Annotated in this window: 17 protein-coding genes; 12 read left to right on the top strand and 5 right to left on the bottom strand. The window is 53.5% G+C overall.

Translation table 11 applies throughout. The features are described from left to right. Positions 1–3 precede the first annotated feature (3 nt). Positions 4–420 carry a hypothetical protein gene (locus tag B5F38_RS00390; RefSeq protein WP_143240872.1) on the top strand — a complete coding sequence of 139 codons (417 nt, stop codon included), beginning with the start codon at positions 4–6 and terminating at the stop codon, positions 418–420. 109 nt (positions 421–529) lie between these two features. Here the strand turns inward: B5F38_RS00390 and B5F38_RS00385 are convergent, their stop codons facing one another. The 3 genes from B5F38_RS00385 to B5F38_RS00375 form a co-directional block, all read right to left on the bottom strand. Then, a complete protein-coding gene (locus tag B5F38_RS00385; RefSeq protein WP_087407339.1) occupies positions 530–1,312 on the bottom strand; it encodes an amidohydrolase in 783 nt (260 codons plus the stop codon). A gap of 67 nt (positions 1,313–1,379) precedes the next feature. After that, on the bottom strand, positions 1,380–1,928 hold the full coding sequence (locus B5F38_RS00380; protein WP_087407751.1) for a lysophospholipid acyltransferase family protein: 549 nt from the start codon (positions 1,926–1,928) through the stop codon (positions 1,380–1,382). 8 nt (positions 1,929–1,936) lie between these two features. Then, positions 1,937–2,218 (bottom strand): hypothetical protein, encoded by a 282-nt coding sequence (locus B5F38_RS00375; protein WP_087407338.1) that lies wholly within the window; start codon positions 2,216–2,218, stop codon positions 1,937–1,939. Between the two features lie 483 nt (positions 2,219–2,701). Between B5F38_RS00375 and B5F38_RS00370 the strand changes: the two genes are divergently transcribed. The 10 genes from B5F38_RS00370 to B5F38_RS00320 all read left to right on the top strand — a co-directional run bounded on the left by B5F38_RS00370 (position 2,702) and on the right by B5F38_RS00320 (position 15,329). Then, the gene (locus B5F38_RS00370) at positions 2,702–4,405 is read left to right on the top strand and encodes a glycogen/starch synthase (protein WP_241147776.1); all 1,704 of its coding nucleotides are present in this window, start codon (positions 2,702–2,704) and stop codon (positions 4,403–4,405) included. Between the two features lie 32 nt (positions 4,406–4,437). Beyond that, positions 4,438–6,993, top strand: a complete 2,556-nt coding sequence (gene glgP / locus B5F38_RS00365; RefSeq protein ID WP_087407336.1) for an alpha-glucan family phosphorylase — start codon at positions 4,438–4,440, stop codon at positions 6,991–6,993. A gap of 344 nt (positions 6,994–7,337) precedes the next feature. Next, positions 7,338–8,450 (top strand): peptide chain release factor 1, encoded by a 1,113-nt coding sequence (prfA, locus tag B5F38_RS00360; protein ID WP_087407335.1) that lies wholly within the window; start codon positions 7,338–7,340, stop codon positions 8,448–8,450. A 13-nt stretch (positions 8,451–8,463) separates the two neighbouring features. Beyond that, a complete protein-coding gene (gene pyrF, locus B5F38_RS00355) occupies positions 8,464–9,294 on the top strand; it encodes an orotidine-5'-phosphate decarboxylase (RefSeq protein WP_087407750.1) in 831 nt (276 codons plus the stop codon). Positions 9,295–9,389: 95 nt separating this feature from the next. After that, entirely contained in the window at positions 9,390–10,652 is a 1,263-nt protein-coding gene (locus B5F38_RS00350; protein WP_087407334.1) for a phosphoglycerate kinase, read from the top strand. Positions 10,653–10,960: 308 nt separating this feature from the next. Then, a complete protein-coding gene (locus B5F38_RS00340) occupies positions 10,961–12,247 on the top strand; it encodes a hypothetical protein (protein WP_143240871.1) in 1,287 nt (428 codons plus the stop codon). Positions 12,248–12,275: 28 nt separating this feature from the next. Further along, positions 12,276–12,959, top strand: a complete 684-nt coding sequence (locus B5F38_RS00335) for a hypothetical protein (protein WP_087407331.1) — start codon at positions 12,276–12,278, stop codon at positions 12,957–12,959. A gap of 255 nt (positions 12,960–13,214) precedes the next feature. Then, positions 13,215–14,180 carry an alpha/beta hydrolase gene (locus B5F38_RS00330; protein WP_241147775.1) on the top strand — a complete coding sequence of 322 codons (966 nt, stop codon included), beginning with the start codon at positions 13,215–13,217 and terminating at the stop codon, positions 14,178–14,180. Between the two features lie 10 nt (positions 14,181–14,190). Beyond that, a complete protein-coding gene (locus B5F38_RS00325; protein WP_087407329.1) occupies positions 14,191–14,775 on the top strand; it encodes a DapH/DapD/GlmU-related protein in 585 nt (194 codons plus the stop codon). Positions 14,776–14,780: 5 nt separating this feature from the next. After that, complete coding sequence (locus tag B5F38_RS00320; protein WP_087407328.1) at positions 14,781–15,329, top strand: cyclophilin-like fold protein; 549 nt, start codon at positions 14,781–14,783, stop codon at positions 15,327–15,329. 94 nt (positions 15,330–15,423) lie between these two features. On the opposite strand, the gene B5F38_RS00315 is transcribed toward B5F38_RS00320, so the two are convergent. Beyond that, positions 15,424–16,464 carry a DUF6340 family protein gene (locus B5F38_RS00315; RefSeq protein ID WP_143240870.1) on the bottom strand — a complete coding sequence of 347 codons (1,041 nt, stop codon included), beginning with the start codon at positions 16,462–16,464 and terminating at the stop codon, positions 15,424–15,426. Positions 16,465–16,547: 83 nt separating this feature from the next. Next, positions 16,548–17,084: a hypothetical protein gene (locus B5F38_RS00310; protein WP_087407326.1), complete on the bottom strand. Its 537-nt coding sequence runs from the start codon at positions 17,082–17,084 to the stop codon at positions 16,548–16,550. Positions 17,085–17,281: 197 nt separating this feature from the next. On the opposite strand from B5F38_RS00310, the gene B5F38_RS00305 reads away from it, so the two are divergent. Beyond that, positions 17,282–18,667: a Gfo/Idh/MocA family oxidoreductase gene (locus B5F38_RS00305; protein WP_087407325.1), complete on the top strand. Its 1,386-nt coding sequence runs from the start codon at positions 17,282–17,284 to the stop codon at positions 18,665–18,667. Positions 18,668–18,682: the final 15 nt, after the last annotated feature.

Here is an 18,682-nt window from a genome sequence, read left to right as displayed (position 1 = left end):
AGTATGAAAACGGTACGAAATTTCATAACTCTGCTATGCGCCGGTCTGCTGATGCTCTCCTCTTGCGCCGGTAGTAAATATGTAGTGGAGAAGAATCCCGCAAAGCACAACCCCGTCGATGAAATCGAGTGGTTGAAGGAGCGGAAGAAAACTCTTTCGCAGACCGAATGCCGCATCACCCTCTACGAGAAAGAGGGAGCGCTCTACTACGTCGTCTATATGCCTACTCCCGGAGCCTTCGACAAAAATACCACTACGGTCTACGACAGTGAGGGCAAGATGTGCCTCAAATACGGAGGCCTCATGCCCCCGGCCCGTCGGGAAGCAATCCGTCAGTTTTTCGAAGGTGCCGTCGACAAAGGGGTTATCTGGGAATGCCGCCTGCGCGAACAGGCTGCTGCAACCAATCCCCAGCCCTGACAAATACGACTTTTACAGATTACACACAATAACAAGCGTGGCAGAGGCCCGAGAGGGTCGCTGCCACTTTCTTTTTTTTTAATATCCTAAAAAACCACTCCGGTAAAGACTACCGCAATTCAAAATCGTCGGCATCCTTCCACACGGGGAACTTTTCCCGAAACCGGCGCACCTTCGACAAGTCGAGTTCGACCTCGAGCACCTGCTCGGCAAAGGGTTCGGCCTCGGCCAGAATCTCGCCCTTCACCCCTACGGCCATCGTATCGCCCCGATAGACCATTGCGGTAGCATCGTTGCCGGTACGGTTCACCCCGCACACATAGGCGGCATTCTCGATAGCACGAGCCACCAGCAGACTGCGCCAGGCATAGGCCCGCGACTGCGGCCAGTTGGCCACCACCAGCATCAGGTCGTACTCGTTGTTCACATTGCGGCACCACACCGGGAAACGCAAATCGTAGCACACCTGCAAGGCGATATTCCACCCCCGATAATTCACCACGAGTTTGTGGTCGCCAGCTGCAAAATGACGCCCCTCCTCGCCCATGCGGAAGAGGTGACGCTTGTCGTAGTAGTGCGGGGTGCCATCAGGGGTAACCAGGAATCCGCGGTTATAGCACACCTCGCCCTCCCGGGCCATGAAACTGCCCGCCACCGCCAGGTTGTACTGCCGGGCCCACGACGTCAAAGCCTCGACCGTCGGACCCGAAACCGGCTCGGCCAACGCTTCGGCCCGCATCGAAAAGCCCGTGGTAAACATCTCGGGGAGCACCACCAGATCACAATGCCCGGCAAGACGCTCCAGCATCGCAGCACAACGCGCCCGATTCTGTACCTTATCCTCCCACACAATATCGGTCTGCACCAAGGCGACCCTCAACAATTCGTCCATCTCAATCGTGTTTATACAAAAAAGTCGAGCAGACCCAACCAGCCCGCTCGGCTCATACAAAATTTACTTACAATCCGGTTATGAAATTCTCGGGCTTACGAGCATGGAAATCCTTGTAATACGACTTGATGGCCCGCATATCGGCCTCAACATCGCCCGTAGGGGTAAAGGTGCGCTCGATACCCACCCGCTTCTCCTTGTAGTCGATATAGGCCAGCACGATAGGAACACCCGCCCCCTGAGCAATGTAGTAAAAGCCCTTCTTCCAATCGGCATTAGGCTTGCGGGTAGCCTCGGGGGTAATGGCAATCGCAAAGCGTTCGCGCTCGTTGAATATCGCCACCAGTTGCGACACCATATCGGTACGTCTGTCGCGCGACACGGGCACCCCGCCCATCGAGCGGAACAAGGCACCGAGAGGCGGGAAAAACCACTCTTTCTTCATCATGAATCCGGCAAAGCGCCCTATCGACAGATAGGCCAACTTGCCGATGATGAAATCCCAGTTGCTCGTATGAGGCGCCACGCAGATGACACACTTGGGATAATCGGGCAGCGTGACTACCACCCGCCACCCCAGCGCCTTCAGCAAGAAGGAACTCAGGGCCCGCTTCATCTTACCCATTAGCCGTTAAGGGCAGCCAAATCTTCGAATACACCGTCGATGGCCTTATCGAAGTCGGCACGCAGTTTCTTGTAATAGACTTTCACCTTTTTGGGGTCTTTGTCGCCATTGGCACTTACACGGCACAGGAAATCGTCTTGAATACTAACGATTTTACCCATCAGCTCATCGAGCTTGTCGGCATCGACACCGGGCACATAATATTTATTGAACAGACACTCGGCCAGCAATTCACCGGCGATGTAGTTAATCTCTTTTTTCAATGTTCTTTTGTTAGCCATAGCTTTTCTATTTTTTTAGGTTTGGTCAAAGATACGAAAAGGTGAGTGCAGAGGCAAACAGGAAAGTTTGACTATGCCGAACCGCATCCTATTTTCGTGTAACAAAGATAAGGAAAGGAGTGCGGAAAGGCAAACGAAAGGCGCAGTTTTTTCAGGTAAATTGAATTTCGAAGATTACGAAAACCTTTCTTTCCTCCTTTTATAAGACATCATCAACGAATGATATGGAATAACGCATACCCTCGATAAATACAATAGACATAGAATTGAGAATCGGGCTCTTGTTTTTTATATCCTTTATAGAACAGATACAACTTTTGCAATACAAAAGATTTCCTTTCCCGATCAGAGAGCACAACCGATTTTTACTCCACGGGTCATCGTTTTATCGTGATAAGAATTTGCAAAAAATTTTTTTTATCGCTGTGTTACAAAATATTTTCTCTAAATTTGCACTCTCCATTTCCCAAGAAACAACCGGGAATGATTTTTACAGTAATGGAAAAACAACTCGTACCTGATTATATTTTTGAAGTTAGCTGGGAGGTTTGCAACAAGGTAGGCGGTATCTATACGGTACTTTCGACCAAAGCAAAGACTCTGCAAAAACAATATAAGGATAAAGTCATCTTTATAGGCCCCGATGTTTGGGGCGATAAACCCTCACCCTATTTCACACGCTCGAAAACACTATTGAAAGAGTGGCAACGCGAGGCATGTCTGCCGCAGAACATGAAGGTAAAGGTGGGCCGCTGGAATGTACCGGGTCGCCCTATCGTGATTCTGGTAGACTTCAAACCGCTCTATGCCTACAAAAACGACCTCTACGGCGAAATGTGGAACCGCTATGGCGTAAACTCGCTGCCGGCCTATGGCGACTACGACGAGTCGTGTGCCTTTGCCTACGCCTCGGCGCTGGTTATCGAGAGCTACTACAAGTTTATCCATGGCGAGAAATACAACGTCGTGGCCCACTTCGACGAGTGGATGACCGGCATGGGGTTGTTGCATATCAAATACACCTTGCCGCAGGTGGCTACCCTCTTTACCACACACGCCACCTCGATAGGTCGCTCGATTGCCGGCAACGGGAAACCGCTGTACGATTATCTGGCCGGCTACAACGGCGACCAAATGGCCGAACAGTTGAACATCGTATCGAAGCACTCGCTGGAAAAAACAGCGGCTATCGAGGCCGACTGTTTCACAACGGTGAGCGAAATCACGGCCAAGGAGTGTACCCAACTGCTGGACCGCAAGCCCGACATCGTGACGCCTAATGGTTTCGAACGGAACTTCGTACCATCGGACGATGTTTACAAGGAACGCCGTAAGGTTGCCCGCCAACGCCTCTTCGACATCACCGAAGCGCTCACGGGCGAACGTCCCGACAAAAACGCATACCTGATTGCCACCTCGGGACGCTATGAATACAAGAATAAGGGTATCGACCTCTTTGTCGATGCGGTTGAACGCATAGCCAAGAGTCCCGACCTGGAGCGCGAAATCGTAGCCTTCGTACTGGTGCCGGCCTGGATCGATGTTCCCCGGGCCGACCTGCAAGACCGGTTGAATCGACAGGTCCACGAGACTACACCTCTGCCCGAACCCTTTATCACCCACACGCTGCACAACTACGACCAGGACAGCGTGGTGAACCAGATACACTATCTGCATCTCGACAACCATGCCGGCAGCCGGCTGAAGATTGTCTTCATCCCGTCGTACCTGACGGGCGACGACGGCATTGTAAACCTGTCGTACTACGACCTGCTTATCGGCCTCGATGCCACGGCATTCCCCTCGTACTACGAACCGTGGGGCTACACCCCGCTCGAGAGTATCGCCTTCGGGGTGCCCACCATTACGACCGACCTTTCGGGATTCGGCCAATGGATCAACAGCCGTCAGGAACAGGGGTTGAAGAAATCGGGCGTAAAGGTACTGCACAGGAGCGACTTCAACTTCGTGGAGGTTTCGGAAGAACTGGCCGATACCATCCTTGCCCTGAGCCATTGCGGAAAAGTGCAACGCGAAAAAATAGCCCAGGCTGCAACCGCCGTTTCGCTCGAAGCCGAATGGAAAAACTTTATTACCTACTACACGAAGGCCTTCCACATAGCGCTGAAAAAGTCGGCTCTGCGAAAGCCCTCGGACAACTCGGATAACTCGGATAATTTAATGTAGAAAAGACTTAATAATAAATTCAATATTCTATTATGAAAGTACAAGTAAGCAACACAAACACTCCTAACTGGCGTGATATTACTGTTAAATCGCAAGTTCCAGCAGAGTTGAACTGCCTGGCAGTCTTAGCAAAAAATCTATGGTGGTCATGGAATAGTGAGGCCAAAAACTTGTTTAAATCGATAGATAAGGATTTGTGGAAAGCGGTTCACGAGAACCCCGTTCTATTCTTGCAACGCATCGGGTACGAAAGACTCGAAGAAATCACTAAGGACAAACAGCTCATGCACGACATCAAAGAGGTGTATGATCATTTCGAAAAATATCTTCAGGTAGAGAAGCGGAAGGATGTACCGTCGATTTCCTACTTCAGCATGGAATATGGCTTGAGCCACGTGCTGAAAATCTATTCGGGAGGTCTCGGTATTCTGGCCGGCGACTATCTGAAAGAGGCCAGCGACAGCAACGTCGATATGACGGCCGTTGGCTTCCTCTACCGTTATGGCTACTTCACGCAGACCCTCTCGATGGACGGTCAGCAGATTGCCAACTACGAGGCCCAGAACTTCAACCAGCTCCCCATCGAGCAGATGACCGAAAAAGACGGCCGTCCTATGGTACTCGAGGTTCCCTACCCCGGCCGCATTGTCTATGCCCACATCTGGCGCGTGAATGTAGGCCGCATCAAACTCTATCTGCTCGACACCGACCTCGACTCGAACAGCGAATGGGACCGCTCCATCACCTACCAGCTCTACGGCGGTGACTGGGAAAACCGTATGAAACAGGAGTATCTGCTGGGTATCGGCGGTATCTTGATGCTGAACAAGCTGGGTATCAAGACCGATCTCTACCACTGCAACGAGGGCCATGCTGCCCTGCTGAATGTACAACGGTTGGTAGACTATGTACAAAACGAACATCTGAAATTCGGCGAAGCCCTCGAGGTAGTGCGTGCTTCGTCGCTCTATACGGTACACACGCCGGTACCTGCCGGTCACGACTACTTCGACGAGTCGCTCTTCGGCAAGTACATGGGTGAGTTCCCCGCCAAACTGGGCATCGAATGGAAAGACCTGATGAACATGGGTCGCGAAAACCCCGACACCAACGAGAAGTTCTCGATGAGTGTGTTTGCCTGCAACACCTGCCAGGAGGTGAACGGTGTAAGCTGGCTCCACGGCAAGGTATCGCAAAAGATGTTCCAACCCATCTGGAAAGGATACAGCCCCGACGAACTGCACGTAGGCTACGTAACCAACGGTGTACACATGCCTACCTGGGCCGCTTCGGAGTGGAAAGAGTTCTATGTAAAGACCTTCGGTCCCGACTTCATGGATCACCAGTCCGACCCCAAGATGTGGGAGAAGATTTACGACGTAGACGACGAAATCATCTGGAATATCCGTCAGACGTTGAAAAACAAATTCGTGAAATTCGTGAAAGACGACTTCCGCGAAACCTGGCTGAAAAACCAGGGCGACCCCTCACGCATCGTTTCGGTTCTCGAGAAAATCAACCCCAACGCCCTGCTCATCGGCTTCGCCCGTCGTTTTGCCACCTATAAACGTGCACACCTGCTCTTTACCGACCTCGACCGTCTCTCCAAGATTGTCAACAACCCCAACTACCCGGTACAGTTCATCTTCTCGGGTAAGGCTCACCCCGCCGACGGTGCCGGCCAGGGTCTGATTAAACGGATTGTCGAAATCTCGCGCATGCCTGAGTTCCTGGGCAAGATCATCTTCCTCGAGAACTACGACATGAAGGTTGCCAAACGGCTTATCTCGGGTGTGGATATTTGGTTGAACACGCCTACCCGTCCGCTCGAGGCATCGGGTACGTCGGGCGAAAAAGCCGAAATGAACGGCGTGCTCAACTTCTCGGTACTCGATGGCTGGTGGTACGAAGGTTACAAAGAGGGTGCCGGCTGGGCGCTGACCGACAAACGCACCTTCCAGGACCAAGGACAGCAAGACAAACTCGATGCCGCTACCATCTACTCGATGCTCGAGAACCAAATCGTTCCTCTTTACTTCGCCAAGAACAGCAAAGGCTACTCTCCCGAGTGGATTCAATACATCAAGAACTCGATTGCCAAGATTGCTCCCCACTTCACCATGGAGCGCATGTTGCACGACTACATCGACCGCTTCTACCTGAAAGAGGGCAAGCGTACTCACCTGCTCAAGGCCGACAACTATGCCAAAGCCAAAGAGATTGCCGCCTGGAAAGAGGAGTTCGTATCGAAATGGAACGACATCGAAATCTGCTCGGTATCGATTCCCGACGGTCTGCTCTACAACCCCCACGTAGGCGAAGAGTATGAGATGACAGTCGTTCTCGACAACAAGGGCTTGGGCAACTGCTTGGGTGTAGAACTCGTCATCGCCAATGCCGAAGAGGGCAATACCGAACCGTACAAGACTCTCGAAATGAAACCGGTACAGACCGATGGCACCAAGGTGACTTACAAGTTGCGCTACCTGCTCAACGACTCGGGTGTATTCCGCTACTCGTTCCGCATGTTCCCCCAGAACCCCGACCTGCCCCATCGTCAAGATTTGGCATACGTCCGCTGGTTCTAATCGGAGTCGTCGTGGAGAGAGGGACCACACTCTGCTTCGCATGAGGGCGGCTCCCGACCAACATTCTCCCGACCCTATACCATCTATCGCCAGATTCCCGCACGGGAGTCTGGCGATCTGTTTTTGTTAAAGCTCGTTAAGTTTTTCGTCTCGACAAACATTATTTCCACACATGCGTTTTATCCCCAAACTACTACTCTGTATATCAAGATGACCCGGCGTCGAGACGACAGGCAATGCCCCGTCCCTGCACCGAGTCATCTTTTCCCTCTTACCGTTAAAATAAATCGTGCGAATTTCGTATCTTTGCACAAAGCAAATATCGCAAAGCAAACATAAACCTCATGAGCGAACAAAATTCACTACTGGAAAAATTAGAGGGATTGCTTATCCGATTTCAAGAAATAGGGACTCTCATCACCGACCCTGCCGTCATAGGCGATATGAAACGGTATGTAAAACTCACCAAAGAATACCGGGAACTCGAAAAAATATCGGAAGCAGCCAAACGCTATAAACAACTGCTGAACGGAATAAACGAATCGAGACAGATACTCGACAGCGAAAACGACCCCGAAATGCGCGAGATGGCCAAGGACGAGCTCGAATCGTGCACGGCCCAACTGCCGCAACTCGAGGAGGAGATAAAGCTGCTGCTCGTACCGGCCGACCCCGAAGACAGCAAAAACGCCATCGTCGAGATACGTGGCGGAACGGGCGGCGACGAGGCTGCCATCTTTGCCGGCGACCTCTTCCGCATGTATACCAAGTATTGCGAGACCAAGGGGTGGAAGACCGAGGTAAGCAGTTACAGCGAAGGTGCCTCGGGCGGTTTCAAAGAAATTATCTTCACCGTGACAGGCGACAACGTGTACGGCACCCTCAAGTATGAGTCGGGCGTACACCGCGTGCAACGTGTACCGGCCACCGAAACCCAGGGGCGCGTACACACCTCGGCCGCCACGGTAGCCGTGCTGCCCGAAGCCGAAGAGTTCGACGTAGAAATCAACGAGGGCGAAATCAAGTGGGATACCTTCCGCTCGAGCGGTGCCGGCGGCCAGAACGTGAACAAGGTAGAATCGGGTGTGCGGCTGCGCTACAACTGGAAGAACCCCATTACCGGCGTGACGGAAGAGATACTCATCGAGTGTACCGAAACGCGCGACCAGCCCAAGAACAAGGAACGGGCCCTCTCGCGGTTGCGCTCGTTCATCTACGACAAGGAGCACCAGAAATATATCGACGACATCGCCAGCCGGCGCAAGACCATGGTATCGACGGGCGACCGGTCGGCCAAGATTCGCACCTACAACTACCCGCAGGGACGCATCACCGACCACCGCATCAACTACACCATCTACAATCTGGCAGCCTTCATGGACGGCGACATACAGGACTGCATCGACCACCTCATCGTGGCCGAAAACGCCGAGCGACTCAAAGAGAGTGAATTATAATCTGCATATAATCATGAACAAGAAACAGCTATTCGAGAATATCAAGCGGAAAAAATCTTTCCTCTGTGTGGGACTGGATACCGACATCCAGAAGATTCCCGAACACCTGAAGTCAGACGAAGACCCCATCTTCGCCTTCAACAAGGCGATTATCGACGCCACGGCCGACCTCTGCGTAGCCTACAAACCCAACCTGGCTTTCTACGAGAGCCTGGGCGTGATGGGTTGGACGGCCTTCGAGAAAACCGTCAGCTACCTGCGCGAGAACTACCCCGACCAGTTTATCATTGCCGACGCCAAGCGAGGCGACATCGGCAACACCTCGGAACTCTATGCCCGCAGCTTCTTCTGCCACCTCGACCTCGACGCCGTGACCGTGGCCCCCTACATGGGCGAAGACAGCGTGAAGCCCTTCCTCGGCTACCCCGACAAGTGGGTCATCCTGCTCGGCCTCACCTCGAACAAAGGGTCGCACGACTTCCAGCTGACGACCGATGCCAACGGCGAACGCCTGTTCGAGAAGGTGCTGCGCACGGCCCAAACCTGGGCTACCGACGAGCAACTGATGTTTGTCGTGGGTGCCACACAAGGCCAACTGTTTGAGGATGTGCGCCGCATTGCCCCCAACAACTTTCTGCTGGTGCCCGGCGTAGGCGCCCAGGGCGGCAGTCTCGAAGAGGTTGCCAAGTACGGAATGAACAGCGAGTGCGGCCTGCTTGTTAACTCATCGCGCAAAATCATCTACGCGGCCAACGACGAAACCTTCGCCCAAGCTGCCCGCGAAGAGGCCCTGAAGGTACAATACGAGATGGAACATCTGTTGCACAGCAAGGGATTACTCTGATTTTTAAAGAAAATAGCATTTAATAGTAAAAAGATAATCGATTTTTACCTAAATTTGCCAAACGGAAACGAGTTACATACTAAATATTAAACGATATGCAAACTATTGACAATTACAATTTTGCCGGTAAAAAGGCATTTGTACGCGTAGATTTTAATGTTCCCCTCGACGAGAACTTTAACATCACCGACGACACTCGTATGGTAAAGGCTTTGCCTACGTTGAAAAAGATTCTGGCCGATGGTGGCAGCCTCATTATCGGTTCGCACCTGGGCCGTCCCAAAAAAGGTCCCGAAGATAAATTCTCTCTGCGTCACATCGTAGCTCACCTGAGCGAACTGCTGGGCACCGAGGTTAAATTTGTCGACGACTGCGTAGGCGACAAGGTAAAAGCTGCTGCCGCTGCCTTGAAACCGGGCGAAGTGCTGCTGCTCGAGAACCTCCGCTTCCACGCCGAAGAAGAGGGCAAACCCAGAGGCTTGGCCGAAGATGCCAGCGACGAAGAAAAAGCTGCTGCCAAGAAAGCTATCAAAGCCAGCCAGAAAGAGTTTACCAAAGACCTCGCCAGCCTGGCCGACGTTTATGTAAACGACGCCTTCGGTACGGCTCACCGTGCTCACGCCTCCACGGCTCTGATGGCCGAATACTTCACCCCCGAAAACAAAATGTTCGGTTATCTGATGGGTAAAGAAGTTGCTGCCGTAAACAAAGTGATGAAAGAGATGGTTCGCCCCTTCACCGCCATCATGGGTGGTTCGAAAGTTTCGTCGAAGATCGAAATCATCGAAAACCTGTTGACCAAAGTCGACAACCTCATCATCGCCGGTGGTATGACCTACACCTTCACCAAAGCTCTGGGTGGCAAAATCGGTAACTCTATCTGCGAGGACGACAAACTCGACCTGGCTCTCGAACTGATTGAAAAAGCCAAAGCCAACCACGTGAACCTCGTGCTGGCCGTCGATGCCAAAATCGCCGACGACTTCTCGAACGACGCTCACACCGACTTCTGCGACGTAGACAAAATTCCCGACGGTTGGGAAGGTATGGACATCGGTCCCAAATCGGAAGCTCTGTTTGCCGACGTAATCAAGAAATCGAAAACCATCCTCTGGAACGGTCCGACGGGCGTATTCGAATTTGAGAACTTCACCTCGGGTTCGCGCGCTGTTGCCGACGCTATCGTAGAGGCTACGAAGAACGGTGCCTTCTCGCTCGTTGGCGGTGGTGACTCGGTTGCTTGTATCAACAAGTTCGGTCTGGCCGACCAGGTTTCTTACGTTTCGACCGGTGGCGGTGCCCTGCTCGAAGCTATCGAAGGTAAAGTATTGCCCGGTATCGCCGCTATTCAAGGCTAATACCCTGCTTTATAAACTATACAGAAGCATCTGGAGAAGATTTTCTCCGGATGCTTTTTTTATGGGGTTATCCCATGCAAGCATAAGCATCAAACCCAATCTCACCCCAGCTCTGTACTCGAAGACAAAAGAGGAGAATCGGATACGGAATGCTATGTTTTCAGCAATTATCCTACATTTTTTCACGAAAACGATGGAAATCCTATAAATTTTCCATACCTTTAGCCACCGAGATATTATCATAGGGACTTATTCATTGTATCCGAGACTCAATCTGTTTATCGTCATACCCCCTCATTACGCATACCATGAACAAAATCGAACTGAAGAAAGAAGCATTAACATCGTTGAGCGCCAGCGGCACCCTGTATCAGGAGGGGCGCTATCACGAAGCCCTCGATATGGCCGAACGGGCTTGGAACTGCTACTTCGAATTGCAGAAGTTGCGCGATCTCAACGAAGACTATACCGACCTCATCTATACTGCCCGTACCCAATACGAACGATGTAAAGAGGCTATCGACCCATCGGACGACAGCACTCCCACCCCCAACCTCGAAGAGGAGTATGCGACAGTCCTGGGATGGCAAAGGGAGGGCGAAGCCGGCGACTATCAATCGGCCTTGAATGCGGCCGACTGGTTTGCCAATCCCGACCACTGGAGTTTCCTGCACGAGAGTGGCATGACCGGCAGCGAATACCTCACCCGCGCCTCGCAACTGTACCAGTCGGTAGTCGACGACGAAAAAATCTGGCCCGAATACCGCGCTCTGGCCGCCTATCGCATAGGCAGGATGTACATGCTACCCTTGTACGGGAATGTCGATATGAGCCATGCGCTGCAATATCTGCGATGGGCCGCCGAGCAGATGCTCGACCTGGAGCACCGCACCGAACGGCTCTTATTGGCCATACTCCAGTCGATGGTCAATGCCGCCACCTACATGGGCCATATTCCGCAAGCATGCCGCTATGCCGCCATAGCCCGCGAGAATGGTGCCGACATGGGCATATTCGATGCCGTGGCCCGCTACGGTTTCCGACACAAGGAGAAGATGGCCGGCGAACTGCTCGAGCAGATGATTGCCGACGGTACGTGGGAGGGATTGCTCATCAAGGGACAGAACCTGCTCAACGACTGGCTGGCCGATATGGACGACCCCGACAAGGATGCCCGGATGGCCGAGTATGCCGACTTGCTGTCGAAATATTACGACGAGCATTCCGATGCCGAAGAGAGCTACGAGATTCTCGGGTTGGTATTGATGAACTACTTCCTCAGGAACGGCATGAGCTTCTTCGACGACAACCTGGTAGACTACATGCAGAGGGGTCTCGACGCCGGCTCGCTGTGGTGCCGCTACTACATGGGATGGATTTGCGACATAGCCTCGGAAATCGTGAGCAAGGAGGGTGACCACGAACGCGCCGACAATTTCCACAAGACAGCCCTCTCGCAATATTGCCTGGCGGCCAACCGAGGGCACCGACTATCGATTATCGCCTATCTGAACATGCTCAAGGACGACCAGGCCGACCCCGAACTCATCGCCAGCTACGAGGCCGTTGCCCGTCAATACGATTGTGAAATATAATTTGCTAACTCCCTAACTACACTCAACCATGGCTCAAGAAATAGACGGCAAAATTTACCAGGTTGCCGATTTGGAAGAGATACGACGCCAACAACTCGACGTGTTGCAGAAAGATGCCGGCAATGCCGATGCCATCGTCGAACTGGTTTGTGCCGATGCGCTGCTGTGCGAAGAATACATCATGGATTTCGGCCCCTCTTGGAAAAACGCCGCTTTGTGCCGGGAGATTGCCAAATACATCCCGGCAATTATCGAGGACGAAGAAAAGTGGGTAATGGCCGGGAACGTATGCCACCGGGCCCGAATGGCCCTATATGACCACCCGCGCCTCAGCCTGCGGCTGATGGAACTCGAGCGCGAGGCCATCGAAGGAGTCGGCGACGACCGGGCCGAAGACCTGGAGATGGGCATCGACCCACTCAATGCCGAAATCACACGCTACGCGCTCAACATCATGGCGGCCGACCAGAAACGCTTCGACGATATTGAGGAGGACGGCCACCTGCGCAAAGACCCCATAGAATGGACGGCCGAATATGAAGAGGTCATTGCGGAAGCCGACGAGAAAGCTCACGCCCTGCTGGCCGACGAACCTCGCGGCATGGGATTCTGCTTTGTCTATTGGCCCACGCTTCAACGCATTCTCTTCCAAGACTACGGCATCCGCTGGCGCTCACCGGCCGAGATGAACCCCGGTGTCATATTCGATTGACCGGCAAACCGGATAGAAACAGGACTCTCTTCGTGGTAAGGGGTAAAGCCGAGATTCCTTATCGACAACAACCGGGAACAGGCCACTCGGGAAACCAAGATTCAGGTATGAAATACCGTAAATCGTATACAACCCAAGCGGGAAATACCCTCTATTTTTGTACTCGAGAAAAGGGACTCGAACCCACCCTTCACTCATGGAGAGACAATGAATACGAAAAATTTTATCATTACCCTGTTTTTAATTCTGTTTGCAATGACTACGATTCAAGCACAAGAGAACGACAAGACGTTTGCACCGAGCGACCGGGTAACGGTCGAGCGTGTAGAGTTCAAGAACCGGTTCGGCATCACACTGGCCGCCGATATGTATATCCCCAAAAACGCCGAGGGCAAGATGCCGGCCATCGCCATATCGGGCCCCTTCGGTGCCGTGAAGGAGCAGGCCTCGGGTCTCTATGCCCAGACTCTAGCCGAACGCGGATTCATCACCCTGGCATTCGACCCCTCCTACACGGGCGAGAGTAGCGGCGAGCCCCGGTATGTGGCTTCGCCCGACATCAATACCGAAGACTTCAGCGCCGCAGTCGACTTCCTGTCGATACGCGACGACGTGGACCCCGAGCGCATCGGTATCCTGGGCATTTGCGGCTGGGGCGGCATGGCCCTCAACGCTGCAGCCATCGATACCCGCATCAAGGCTACGGTCACCTCGACCATGTACGACATGAGCCGGGTCAATGCCAACGGCTATTTCGACTCGATGGATGCCGACCAACGCTACGCCCTGCGCCAGAAACTCAACGCCCAGCGCACCGAAGATGCCCGCAACGGCTCATATGCCTTGGCCGGTGGCGTGGTAGACCCGCTGCCCGACGATGCTCCGCAGTTTGTCAAAGACTACTATGCCTATTACAAAACTCCGCGGGGATACCACAAACGCTCGCTCAACTCCAACGGCGGCTGGAATGTCACCTCGGCCCTCTCGTTCATCAACACGCCCCTGCTGACGTACAGCAACGAGATTCGCAGTGCCGTGCTCATGATTCACGGCGAGAAGGCCCACTCGCTCTACTTCAGCCAGGATGCCTTCAAGAAACTGACCGGAGACAACAAGGAACTGCTGATTATCCCGGGCGCCTCGCACGTCGACCTGTACGACCGCACCGACATCATTCCCTTCGACAAAATCGAAGCATTCTTCCGTCAATACTTAAAATAAGGAGACAGCCATGACTCTCGAAGAATTTCTGAAACATACGGCCGAACGCAAACCGCTTTGCGGCCCCGAGATCGGACAGTTTATGAACGAGATGAGCGACGAGGCCCGGCGCATTACCTGCCAGATGAACGGCTCGTACCACACCCCCGACGAGATACGCGAACTGCTTGCCCAACTTACCGGCCAACCCATACCGGCAACGGTTCGGGTATTCCCACCGCTCTATGCCGACTTCGGCAAGAACATACACCTGGGCGAAGAGGTCTTTATCAACGACTGTTGCCACTTCCAGGACCACGGCGGCATCACCCTCGGCGACGGCTGCCAAATCGGGCACGGCGTCGTATTTGCCACACTCAACCATGGGCTCGCCCCCAAGGACCGCAAAACCACCTACCCCGCCCCTATCGTGTTGGGACGTAACGTGTGGGTAGGTGCCAACGCTACCATCCTGCAAGGGGTCACCATCGGCGACAATGCCGTAGTGGCAGCCGGTGCCGTTGTGACTAAAGACGTGGCAGCCAACACGGTTGTCGGCGGTGTTCCGGCCCGGTTAATCCATGTAATCGAAACCGAAGAGGAATCTAAAGCATAACGCGTATGAGACCGCTATTTTTGACATTGGCCCTGCTCTTTGCCGCAACCGCGTGCCCGGCCTTTACCGCGTGCGATCGCAACGACGACCCCACGACTACAATCAATACCCCGACGGGAGGCAGTAGCGACAGCAGCGACAATACCGGCAATACACCCGGTGATAACGAAGACAATGACGATAACAACGGCGACAGCCCCGAAACCACTCGAACCATGACACTGAAAATAGGAAACTCTACCTTCACGGCCACACTGGCCGATAACGCTACGGCCCAAGCCTTCGCCGCCATGCTGCCGATGAGCTTGTCGATGAGCGAACTGAACAACAACGAAAAGTATGTATACCTCGACCAGAGCCTGCCTGTTCAGGCCTCGTCGCCGGGTACCATACAGACGGGCGACATCATGCTCTACGGTTCGTCGTGCGTTGTGCTGTTCTACAAAACCTTCTCGACCTCATACAGCTACACCCGCATCGGACGGGTAGACAACCCGGACGGACTGGCATCTGCCGTAGGTTCGGGCTCGGTAACGGTACTGTTCGAACGCTAACCGAAGCCCCCGATACGCCACAAAAAAGATTGGCGGGAGAAGAGTTTCACACACTCGGTCTCCCGCCAATCTTTTTCTATTTTCATACCCACAACTACATCTGCTGTTGCAGGGTAGAGTTGTCGTTTCTCCGCTCGAGCAGTTGTCGCTTGTAATCTTTCAGCATGGCCACATCGGCTGTCTCGCCGTTCGCCCTCTTTTCAAAAAGCGAAATGGCCTTCTCTACCCACTCGATAGCAGCGTCGTAATGGTCGAACAGTTCGTTATAGACCGCCAGGTTGGCCGCAGCCATAGCCCGGTGAGTCGTGCTCTTCTGCTCCTCGTAGACATACTCCCACAGATACGAAGCCTCGGTGTATTTCTTCTGCTGCCAGAAGACATAGGCATCTTTCAAGGCCGGTTCGGTAGAGGTGTAGATATACCGCTCTACATTATCGACATGCGGGATGAAGAGATCGCGCACCCGCTTGGAAACGCGGTGCATGGCCTCTTGAATGAAGCCGGCCGTCTGAGGCAGCGAACTGTGGGCATCGTCGGGCGTATAGCCAAACGATTGCCAGTAGACCGTATCGCTCACCATCTGGGTAGTAGGCTCGGCCTTATCGGGCCAGTAGACCCGCACCCCCAACGTCGTAGCCACCGAGAGGTCGGTCACGAACACGGTTTCGCCCATGGCATCCACCACCGTCTGGTCCACCATGTTCACGGCCATATCGGTGTGGTCTAGCGATACGACCGCCGTCTGGTCGGCTCCACCCCGTATCACGGCCAACTGTTCGGCCGACAACAACGGATAGAGACTCTTGGGCAAGGTGATGGAGTCGTCGTAGAAAATCGTAATTTCGGGGAAGTAGTGCGCATCGGCCAAGTCGAGAGCTATGCACTCGGCCAACCGATAGGTGGTGCTGTCGTGGGGAACGACCAGCGTATACTCACGCCCCGACATATCGGTATATTTGTTCCCTACCTTTTCATTGGGCTCTGCCGAATTGTTCACGACCGTCACGCGCTGGATGGTCGGCGGGAAGGTAACTTTAGCCGGTCGCCACACATCGAACGAAAGGACCGATACCGATCGGCAACCCGTCAATAACAGGGAGACCGCAGCCATTAAAAACAAAAACTTTCTCATCATAAAATCTCCTTTCCACCACAGGTTTCTCTCTACAAATGTAATTCATAACCCCGTGTTCTCGGGGCGAATCAGATACATTTAAGCTATTTTAAATGATTGGCTCGCACCCGCCGCAGCAAGGCCCGCATGCCCGGCGAACGGTCCAGATCGTTCAAGACCACGAGTTGGGCTATCATATCGTCGGCCCACTCGACTTGCCGGGCCAACAGTCCGAGAACAGCGAGCGTCCATACGAGCGTCGACACCTTTACACCGGGCTCTATGCTCCAGCTACACACCACCTCGGCCAGATGCTCGGCGGCTTTGCAGTCGGGGCGATACTCACCCCGCTCCAACAAATGGTGCATGAGGCTGCCGTATATGCGCCGTACCCCGGGATGAGCCACGCGGTCGAAATCGGATACGAACCGCCTCTTGTATGGAGCAAAAAGAGCCCGGTCCCACTCGTAAACCCACGCCACACATCGCGACGCCCGAAAGGCTTCGGCCCCCTGCCCCAACGCCATATCCATCACGGCATCGAGACTCGGGTCCCGTTGCAACAACTCGGCCACAGCCGCAGCCATCGACTCCTTTCGGCTCGGCTTTGCCACAATCGCATGCCAATCGTTCTGCTCCATAGAGGTCTGTTTGTTTTCGATAAGTAAATATAGCGATTCATTTCCTTATCCCCAATAGCGCTAACAAAAATTAGAAAAGAGGGTTACAATATAAAATTCGAAATAAAATATACATAAATCGAAAATAAAACAGAAATACATTGTTTCGAATTTTTATCTTTTTTATATTTGTAGCACTTTTCAAACAAATCTAACACATGAAACGCTCGGAATTCTTAAAACTTATGGGACTTACTGCCGTTGGTGCGGCCTTTGCGCCTTCGATTCTGGCCAACGGGAAATCGGACAACGTACAACATATCGATGCCCAGATAAAAGATTTGAAAGCCTCGGTCGACCGACCGGTGACCTTTCTCGTACTCGGTGCCGGCAACCGCGGAAACGTCTACGCCGGCTATGCCAAACGCTACCCCGACTGTATGAAAATCGTGGGTGTGGCCGACATCAACCGGCTGCGGCTGGAGAACATGAGCGAAGACCACAACGTGCCTCAGGAGAACAGGTTCACCGATTGGAAAGAGGCCCTCGCCCGCCCCAAGATGGCCGATGCCATCGTGCTCAGCCTGCCCGACAACCTGCACTACGAGCCTTGCATGAAGGCTCTCGAAATGGGCTACCACATCCTGCTCGAAAAACCGATTGCCCCCACCGAAAAAGAGTGCACCGACATACGTGACCTGGCCCTGAAAAAGAAGGCCATCGTGGGGGTATGCCACGTGCTGCGCTATGCCCCTTACTTCATTGCCCTGAAACAGATTATCGACTCGGGCGAAATCGGGCAACTCATCAGCATACAGCACCTCGAGCCCATACAGTATGCCCACATGGCCCACTCGTTTGTGCGGGGCAACTGGCACAACTCGCGCGAGACGACCCCGATTATCCTGGCCAAGTCGTGCCACGACCTCGACATCATCCGGTGGCTGGTAGGCTCGCCCTGCAAGTCGATTGCCGCCTATGGCTCACTTACCTATTTCAAGCGCGAAAACATGCCCAAAGGGGCCGCCGAACGCTGTATCGACAACTGTCCTTACGAGAGTGAATGCCCCTACTCGGCTCTGGATATCTACATCAAGAAACGGCAACACATCTATGCCTTCGACCTGCCCAAGGAGCGCAGCCGGCAAGACGATGCCATCCGGCAGGTACTGCGCACCACCAACTACGGGCGCTGTGTATTCCAGATGGACAACGACCAGTGCGACCACTACGTGACCAGTATGGAGTTCCAGAATGGCGTCACGGCCAACTTCTCGATGGAGGCCTTCATGGCCAAGGGCGGACGGCGTACCCGAATCATGGCCACCCGGGGCGAAATCGAGGGCGACATGAGTGCCTTCACGGTGACCGATTTCCGCAGCGGGAAGAAGCGGGTATGGGATGCCAAGGTCGAAGAGGTCAAGACCTATGTGGGCCACGGTCACGGCGGCGGCGACCTGTGCCTGGTCCGCGACTTCATCAACGCCGTGGGCAACAACGACCCCAGCTACCTGTCGAGCCCCATCGAGGTTTCGGTCGAGAGCCATATCATGGGTTTCATGGCCGAGAAGAGCCGCCTGAGCAATCGCAAGGCAAGCATCTGAGTTCTCAATTCTACA

The sequence above is a fragment of the Barnesiella sp. An22 genome (assembly GCF_002159975.1).
Classification (GTDB): Bacteria; Bacteroidota; Bacteroidia; order Bacteroidales; family Barnesiellaceae; genus Barnesiella; species Barnesiella merdigallinarum.
Note: the sequence above shows the minus strand (reverse complement) of the source record. Positions and strands in the feature narration are given on the sequence as shown.